The sequence below is a fragment of the Micromonospora wenchangensis genome (assembly GCF_002210435.1).
Classification (GTDB): Bacteria; Actinomycetota; Actinomycetes; order Mycobacteriales; family Micromonosporaceae; genus Micromonospora; species Micromonospora wenchangensis.
The window spans coordinates 57556-64665 of record NZ_MZMV01000041.1 but is presented as its reverse complement, the minus strand read 5'-3'; the positions used below and the strand labels follow the sequence as shown (position 1 = coordinate 64665).

The 7110-nt window shown below is 77.0% G+C and carries 8 protein-coding genes and 1 tRNA gene; 1 reads left to right on the top strand and 8 read right to left on the bottom strand.

Annotated features, from left to right (window positions below):
* Positions 1 to 19 precede the first annotated feature (19 nt).
* Positions 20 to 220 carry a hypothetical protein gene (locus B5D80_RS22330; protein WP_088645874.1) on the bottom strand — a complete coding sequence of 67 codons (201 nt, stop codon included), beginning with the start codon at positions 218 to 220 and terminating at the stop codon, positions 20 to 22.
* Positions 221 to 351: 131 nt separating this feature from the next.
* Between B5D80_RS22330 and B5D80_RS22325 the strand changes: the two genes are divergently transcribed.
* Complete coding sequence (locus tag B5D80_RS22325) at positions 352 to 1008, top strand: hypothetical protein (protein WP_088645873.1); 657 nt, start codon at positions 352 to 354, stop codon at positions 1006 to 1008.
* 11 nt (positions 1009 to 1019) lie between these two features.
* On the opposite strand, the gene B5D80_RS22320 is transcribed toward B5D80_RS22325, so the two are convergent.
* From B5D80_RS22320 to B5D80_RS22295, 7 genes are all read right to left on the bottom strand, one after another.
* The gene (locus tag B5D80_RS22320) at positions 1020 to 1211 is read right to left on the bottom strand and encodes a hypothetical protein (protein ID WP_088645872.1); all 192 of its coding nucleotides are present in this window, start codon (positions 1209 to 1211) and stop codon (positions 1020 to 1022) included.
* Between the two features lie 85 nt (positions 1212 to 1296).
* Positions 1297 to 1494 (bottom strand): hypothetical protein, encoded by a 198-nt coding sequence (locus B5D80_RS22315; protein WP_088645880.1) that lies wholly within the window; start codon positions 1492 to 1494, stop codon positions 1297 to 1299.
* 73 nt (positions 1495 to 1567) lie between these two features.
* Positions 1568 to 3325: a selenocysteine-specific translation elongation factor gene (gene selB / locus B5D80_RS22310; protein WP_088645871.1), complete on the bottom strand. Its 1758-nt coding sequence runs from the start codon at positions 3323 to 3325 to the stop codon at positions 1568 to 1570.
* A 2-nt stretch (positions 3326 to 3327) separates the two neighbouring features.
* Entirely contained in the window at positions 3328 to 4626 is a 1299-nt protein-coding gene (gene selA / locus B5D80_RS22305; protein WP_088645870.1) for an L-seryl-tRNA(Sec) selenium transferase, read from the bottom strand.
* Between the two features lie 26 nt (positions 4627 to 4652).
* Positions 4653 to 4748: transfer RNA gene (locus B5D80_RS33445), tRNA-Sec, on the bottom strand.
* A 45-nt stretch (positions 4749 to 4793) separates the two neighbouring features.
* A complete protein-coding gene (gene nrfD, locus B5D80_RS22300; protein WP_088645879.1) occupies positions 4794 to 5849 on the bottom strand; it encodes an NrfD/PsrC family molybdoenzyme membrane anchor subunit in 1056 nt (351 codons plus the stop codon).
* A gap of 173 nt (positions 5850 to 6022) precedes the next feature.
* Positions 6023 to 7096 (bottom strand): 4Fe-4S dicluster domain-containing protein, encoded by a 1074-nt coding sequence (locus B5D80_RS22295; protein ID WP_088645869.1) that lies wholly within the window; start codon positions 7094 to 7096, stop codon positions 6023 to 6025.
* Between the last annotated feature and the right edge of the window lie 14 nt (positions 7097 to 7110).

Below are 7110 nucleotides of genomic sequence, written 5' to 3'. Positions count from 1 at the left end.
CGGCCGGGCGGCGGTGCGGTCAGCTGCGGTCGCTGTCGTCGGCGGCGGTCGACGCGCCCGGACCGTACGGGGACGCCTGGCCCCGGGGTGTCGGGCGGCCCCGGTCCCCCGCCGAGGTGCCCCGGTTGGCCGGGTGGCCGGTCGCGCCGGGCCCCTTGCTGTCCTGCACGGTCGGGTTCCTCCCGTTGCGGCGCATCTCGGGCTGCTGCACGTTCGTCACGGGTGTCTCCTTCCGGGTGGACGGGCACGGGTGCTCCGCGCCCGTCGCCGGGTTACCCGTCACCACGGTGCGTATGCGGACCACCGTGGCCGGGCAGGGCTGAGCGGCGGCAGGACGGGTAGTACCGGGTGATGGGAGACGACCGACGGGTGGCCCGGACGCTGCTGGCCCGGCAGGGCAGCACCTACGCCGAGGACGCCGGCATCACGCTGGCCGACCGGCCCGGCCCGCTCTACCAACTGCTGGTGCTCACCACGTTGCTGAGCACCCGGATCCGGGCCCAGGTGGCGGTGGCCGCCGCCCGCGAGCTGTTCGCCGCCGGTTGGCGTACCCCGCAGGCGATGGAGGCGTCGGGCTGGCAGGACCGGGTCGACGCGCTGGGACGCGGCCACTACCGCCGCTACGACGAGCGGACCGCCACGATGCTGGGCACCGGCGCCCGGCTGTGCCTGGACCGCTGGCACGGTGACCTGCGGCGGATGCACCGGGAGAGCGGGGGTGAACCGGCGGCGCTGCGGCGACGGCTGACCGAGTTCCCGGGGATCGGCCCGACCGGGGCGGACATCTTCCTGCGGGAGGTGCAGACGGTCTGGCCGGACGTCCGCCCGTACGCCGACCGGCGCACCCTGGCGGGGGCGAGACGCCTCGGCCTCCCGGCCGATCCGCACGGGTTGGCCGGGCTGGTCGCCGCGCCGGACTTCGGCCGGCTCGCGTCGGCGCTGGTGCGGGTGGCCCTCGGTGAGGAGTCGGCGGGCGAGGTGACGCGCACCGCCGCCGCGGCCCGCTGAGGCGCGGCCGGTCAGTCGACCGGCTTGTTGCCCGCCGGCTTGGTCAGGTACCACACCAGCAGGGCGGCCAGCAGGGCCAGCAGCACCACACCGCCGGAGACCCCGCCACCGTCCTCGGTGGAGCGGTGCCCGGTCACCCCGAAGTAGATCACCGCGAGGCCGGCGAGCACCGCCAGAAACGTCCGTATTCCTCGGTCCTTCACGCCCCGCACCGTACGGGCGACCTCGGCCGGAAAACCGACATTCCGGCCAGGTTCCCCCGTCCGGGCGACGTGGCGCGCGGACGGGTCAGATGGTCTCCAGGTCGTCCAGGGAGATGGCGTGCGTCATCAACCAGCGGGCCAACGCCGCCATGCCGAACAACCACAGCGGGGCCGACTCGGTGGTGCCGTTGGTGGCGAAGACGGCGAACCGCAGGTCCGGTGCCCGGTACGCCTCGATCCGCCAGCGGTGGTTCCGGTCCCGCCAGACCGCCGAAGGGTCCATGGCGTCACGGTAGGCGACCCCGGACCGGGCGGCGGGCCGTTCGCCACCACCGCCCCCGGGGAACACCTGCCGGTCAACCGGAGCCGACCACCATCCGTTCGTCGCCGGGCAGCCGACGGGTCACCCCGCGCCGGTCCAGCAGCTCCAGCAGCGGCACCGCCACCCGACGGGTGGTGTCCAGGGCCTGCCGGGCGGCGCTGAGCGTGAACGGCTGCGGCAGCCGGGCGAGCACCCGCACCGCGTCGTCGGCGGCGTCGGGCAGCAGCACCACGTTCTCCGCCAGCCGCAGCAGCGCACCGGCCCGCACGGCGGCACCCACCTCCCGGGGACCCAGGCCCAGCGCGGTGAGTTGGTCGGCCTCCGGCGCGCGGAACGGATGGGCGGCGTACTCGCCCCGGACCCGGTCGATGGCGCGGGCCACCGGTTCGGGCAGCCCGGGGACGCCGGTGCCGATCCGGCCGGCCCGCAGCGTCAACGGCGGCCGGACCAGCGCCTCCACCAGGGCGCGGTCGGGTAGGCCGAGGCGCTGCCGCACCGCCTCGGTGGGGGCGTCCGGCTCCAGCGGGTGCGCGGCCGCCCAGGCGGCGACCTCCTCGACCAGCCGCGCCCCCAGCCACCGCCAGTGCGCCGGGTCGGCCAGCCAGTCCCCGACGACCGGGGTCGCGTCGCCGGAGACACCCATCCGGATCAGCTCGGCGGCCCGCACGAGCCGGCGGCGGCGCAGCTCACCGGCCAGGTCGGGACGCCCGTCCAGATCGGCCAGGACGGCGGCGCGGGCGGCGGCGGCACCCCGGCGGGACAGCGGCGGCGGGGCCACGTCCAGCACCGTCACCCCACCGCAGACGTGGTGCCGGCCCGGGTCACGCAGCAACGCCCGGTCCCCGGTCAGCAGCGGCAGCGGACGGGCCAGCCGCAGCCGTACGGTGTCGCCGCCCAACGGCCGGACCCGGACGGCAACGGCCGCCGACCCGACGTGCAGGGTCAGCGTCGCCGGCAGGTCACCGGCCGGGTCACCGGCCAGCCGCACGTCGACCAGGTCGGTCCGGTGGAACCGGTCGGGGGTGAGCAGCGCGTCGCCGCGCCCGAGCCGCTCCCGGGGCGTCCCGCGCAGGTTGACCGCCACCCGGGCGACCGCGGCGACCCGCTGCGTGGGCGTCCCGAGCCGGTGCAGGCCCCGCACCCGGACCGGTTCACCGGTGGTGGCGAGCGTCAACCGGTCGCCGACGCGCAGCTCACCGCCGCCGAGGGTGCCGGTGACGACGGTGCCGCTGCCCCGGATGGTGAACGCCCGGTCGATCCACAGCCGCACCGGCCGGTCCGGGTCAGGCGCGGGCAGCCGGGCGACCAGCCGGCCCAGGGCGGCGCGCAGCTCCGGCAGGCCGGCACCGGTGACCGCGCTGACCGCCACCGACTCCACCGCGCCGAGCGACGTCGCCGCGAGCTGCGCGTGGGCCTGCGCCGTCGCCGGCCCCGGATCGGCCAGGTCCGCCCGGGTCACCACCAGCAGCCCGTGGGACACCCCGAGGGCGTGCAGGGCGGCCAGGTGTTCGGCCGACTGCGGCATCCACCCCTCGTCGGCGGCGACCACCACCAGCACGGCCGGCACCGGCCCCACCCCGGCGAGCATGTTCGGCACGAACCGTTCGTGCCCCGGCACGTCGACGAACGCGACCGGGTCGCCGCCGGGCAGGGTGGTCCAGGCGAAGCCGAGGTCGATGGTCATCCCCCGGCGGCGTTCCTCCGCCCACCGGTCCGGTTCCATCCCGGTCAACGCCCGGACCAGGGTGGACTTGCCGTGGTCGACGTGCCCGGCGGTGGCGACGACGTGCATCTCTACTCGGCCGTCCGCAGCACCGCGTCGCGCAGCGTGTCGTCGGCGTCGGCGGACACGCAGCGCAGGTCCAGCAGCAGCCGGCCCCGGACCACCCGGCCGAGCACCGGCGGGTCGCCCAGCCGCAGCGGTGCGGCGTACCGTTCGGGCAGGCTCAGCGCCCACGAGTCCAACTCGACGCCGGGTGCGCCGCCCCCGCCGACGACGGCGACGCTGGGCACCACCTCGGCCTTGCGCCCCTCGGCACCGAGGGCGTCGCGCAGCCGTTCGCAACGGTCCCGCAGCACGGCCGGGTCGGCGTGCAGGGCGTCCCGGGTCGGGGTGCTCGGCCCGTGCAGGGTGGCCGCGAGCGCGGCGAGGGTCAGCTTGTCGACCCGCAACGCCCGCGCCAGCGGGTGCCGGCGCAACCGGTCGACCAGGTCGGCGTCGCCGAGCAGCAACCCGGCCTGCGGGCCGCCGAGGAGCTTGTCGCCGCTGGCGGTGACCAGGTGCGCCCCGGCCCGCAGGGTGCTCGCGGCGTCCGGCTCGGCGGGCAGCAGCGGGTCGGCGGTGAGCAGGCCGGAGCCGATGTCGGCGACCACCGGCACGCCGAGGGTGGCCAGCTCGGCGACGCCGACGGCCGAGGTGAAGCCGGTGACGACGAAGTTGGACGGGTGCACCTTCAGGACGAAACCGGTGTCCGGGCCGACCACCCGGGCGTAGTCGTCGCGGGTGGTGCGGTTGGTGGTGCCGACCTCGCGCAGCCGGGCGCCGGTGCTGGCCAGCAGGTCGGGCAGGCGGAACCCGTCGCCGATCTCCACCAGTTCACCCCGGCTGACCACGATCTCCCGGCCGGCGGCCAGCGCGGTCGCGGCGAGCACCAGGGCCGCCGCCCCGTTGTTGACCACGTGCACGGCGGTGGCTTCGGGCACCGCGGCGGCCAGCGCGGCCAGCGCCTCCCGGCCGCGGCGGGCCCGGCGACCGGTGCCCAGGTCCAACTCCACGTCGGTGCTGCCGGCGGCGGCGACCAGCGCGTCGACGGCGGCCGGGGACAGCACGGCCCGACCGAGGTTGGTGTGCAGCACCACCCCGGTGGCGTTGAGCACCGCCCGGGGGGTCGGGGCGGGCAACGCGGCGAGGGCGGCGTCGCGGACCTCGTCGGGGCCGATCTCACCGTGCCGGGCCCGCTGCTGGGCGTGGCCGACGGCCGCTTTGACCCGGGCCCGGCCGAGGGTCGCCGCCGCCGCGGCCAGCGCCGGATCGGCCAGCAGCGTGTCGGTGCGGGGCACCCGCCGACGCGGATCGGCCGCCGCCTCACCCATGCGTTGTCATCTCCCCCGCAGACGGTTGGCGGAGACGGACGGGAATCGAACCCGCCTGGCCCGGGTCCCGGACCACACCAGCTTTGAAGGCTGGGAGGGGCACCAGCCGCCTGAACGCCTCCGCCCCCGAGTCAACCACAGGGCCCCGCCGGTGGCGCGGCGAGGTGTCAGACCTGCCCGGCCTCGCGGCGACGGATCCGTTCCCGCTGCGGCAGCACCGTGTATTTCGGGTCCCGCGCCGAGGCCACCCCGCCGTGGAAGATGCCGAACCGGGTGGCCACCGACGCGGCCAGCAGCGCCGTGCCGGACAGCGCGGACAGCACCCGGCTGCGCCGCCCGGCCAGCGCCCCCACCACCCCGGCGGCGGTGAGCAGGCGACCGGCGCGCAGCAGCCGACCCGCCGTACCGATCCGGTAGGGCTCGCTGAGCAGCCCCAGCCGGGTCTCCACCGAGTGCGCGCCCCACAGTTCCAGGGCCGCCCCGGCCACCGCCATCCGCCGGGCCGGGCCGGCCTGGGCGCAGGGCGCGGCGAGCAGCCCCACACCGGCGCCGCTGGCCAGGGCGCTGCCCGCGAAGATGGTCGGCAGCTCCGGGTACGCCTCGTGCCAGGACGGCACCGCCGTGCCGGCCAACAGCACCCCGGTGTACGTGGCCAGCGCCGGTGCGACGGCGGCGGCGGCCAGCCCGGCGACCTGCCCGGCCGGCGGCAGCAGCCGACGCACCGGGGAGAACACCCCGCGTGCCGGTAGCAGCGGTGCGCCCTCGGCGACGGCGGCCAACCCGGCGGCCGGGCCGTACGCGGTGAGGATCCAGGTGCCCACCGACATCGGGGAGGTCGGTTTCGCCACCCGCAGCATGTGGTGGAACCGGGCCGGCCGCCCGAGGTCGTTGATCAGGAAGTAGGCGCTGGCGGTGACCGCGCCCAACGCGGTGACCCGGCCGGCCCGGCGCAGCGCCGGCCGGCCGGTGAGCTGCCCCCCGGCGGCCAGCAGCGACGATCCGGCGGCCAACCCGCCGGTGAACAGGTACGCGGCGATGTCCCACCGCCACACCGGGGCCTTGAGGATCGGCCGGCCGTAGTAGGAGGTGAACTCCGCCTCCGGGACGCGCAGCTCCTCGCCGCCGCGCCCGCCCCGGCCCCGCCGCCGCGCCACCGGCGGCGCGTCCCGGGGCGGCCCGACGACCGGCGCGTCGGCAGCGCCCACGGCACCGGCCGGGCCCATCGCACCAACCGAGCCCGCAGCGTCGGCCGGCGGTGCGGTGGCGGCCGGGCCGACGCCGACCTTCGGGCCGTGGCCGAGCCGCGCCGAGGAGCGCTGCGGCCGGAACACACCGTCGGCGGCGAGCCGGGCGCGGAAGCCCCGGAACCGCTCCCCCACCGGGATCCGGCCGGCGGTCACGACGATCCCCCGACGAACGCGGCGACGGCCGCCGCCGTCATCGCCAGCGCGGCCAGCCCCGCCCGCCGCCACATCCTCGGCAGGTCCCGGGTGGTGACCACCGGGTCCGGGGGCAGCCCGTACACCTCGGGCTCGCCGAGGAGGAGGAAGAACGCGCCGTCGCCGCCGACACCGTCGGTCGGGTCGTGGCCGTAGAGCCGGGCCTGCGGCACGCCCCGCTCGTGCAGCGTGGCGACCCGCTGTGCGGCCCGGTCGCGCAGTTCGTCGAGGGGGCCGTACTGGATGGACTCCGTCGGGCAGGCCTGGGCGCAGGCCGGGGTCATGCCCGCGCCGAGCCGGTCGTAGCACAGCGTGCACTTCCACGCCCGACCGTCACCCTTACGCTGGTCGATCACCCCGTACGGGCAGGCGGAGATGCAGTAGCCGCAGCCGTTGCAGATGTCCTCCTGCACCACGACGGTGCCGAACTCGGTGCGGAACAGCGACCCGGTGGGGCAGACGTCCAGGCAGGCGGCGTGGGTGCAGTGCTTGCAGACGTCCGACATCATCAGCCAGCGGAAGTCGGTGCGGGTCTCGGCACCCGTGCCCCGACCGGGCGGTGCGGCCCCCGGCATCCCGAGGAACCGGGTGCCCGTGCCGTCCGGAGCGACTGACGGCACGGTGCCGGCCATCCGGGCGGCGGCGTCGGCGTCCCCCGGCGGGACGCCCGGGTTCGTACCGCTGGCGCTGCCGGTGCCGGCGGCAACCGCCGCCGACGTGGCGCCGGCCGACCCTCCGGTCGGATCGCCGGCGAAGGCCGCGGTGCGGTGCCCGGCCGGCACCGGCTGCTCGATGAAGGCCACGTGCCGCCAGGAGTTCGCGGTCAGCGCGCCGGTGTTGTCGTACGACATGCCGAGCAGGTCGAAGCCCGACTCGGGGACGGCGTTCCACTCCTTGCAGGCCACCTCGCACGCCTTGCAGCCGATGCAGACGCTGGTGTCGGTGAAGAACCCCATCCGGGGGCCGGCAGCCGTCCAGCCCGCGTCCGGGGCCGGATCGAGCGGGCCGTAGAGGCTGTTGGCGTCAGGCATGGTCGGCGCCCTTC

What these genes read in the sequence shown, in the direction of transcription:
- B5D80_RS22325 (WP_088645873.1), top strand. Translation starts at nt 352, where the DNA reads ATGGGAGACGACCGACGGGTGGCCCGGACGCTGCTGGCCCGGCAGGGC.
- B5D80_RS22315 (WP_088645880.1), bottom strand. Translation starts at nt 1,494, where the DNA reads ATGGACCCTTCGGCGGTCTGGCGGGACCGGAACCACCGCTGGCGGATC.
- selB (WP_088645871.1), bottom strand. Translation starts at nt 3,325, where the DNA reads ATGCACGTCGTCGCCACCGCCGGGCACGTCGACCACGGCAAGTCCACC.
- selA (WP_088645870.1), bottom strand. Translation starts at nt 4,626, where the DNA reads ATGGGTGAGGCGGCGGCCGATCCGCGTCGGCGGGTGCCCCGCACCGAC.
- nrfD (WP_088645879.1), bottom strand. Translation starts at nt 5,849, where the DNA reads ATGGGCCCGGCCGGTGCCGTGGGCGCTGCCGACGCGCCGGTCGTCGGG.
- B5D80_RS22295 (WP_088645869.1), bottom strand. Translation starts at nt 7,096, where the DNA reads ATGCCTGACGCCAACAGCCTCTACGGCCCGCTCGATCCGGCCCCGGAC.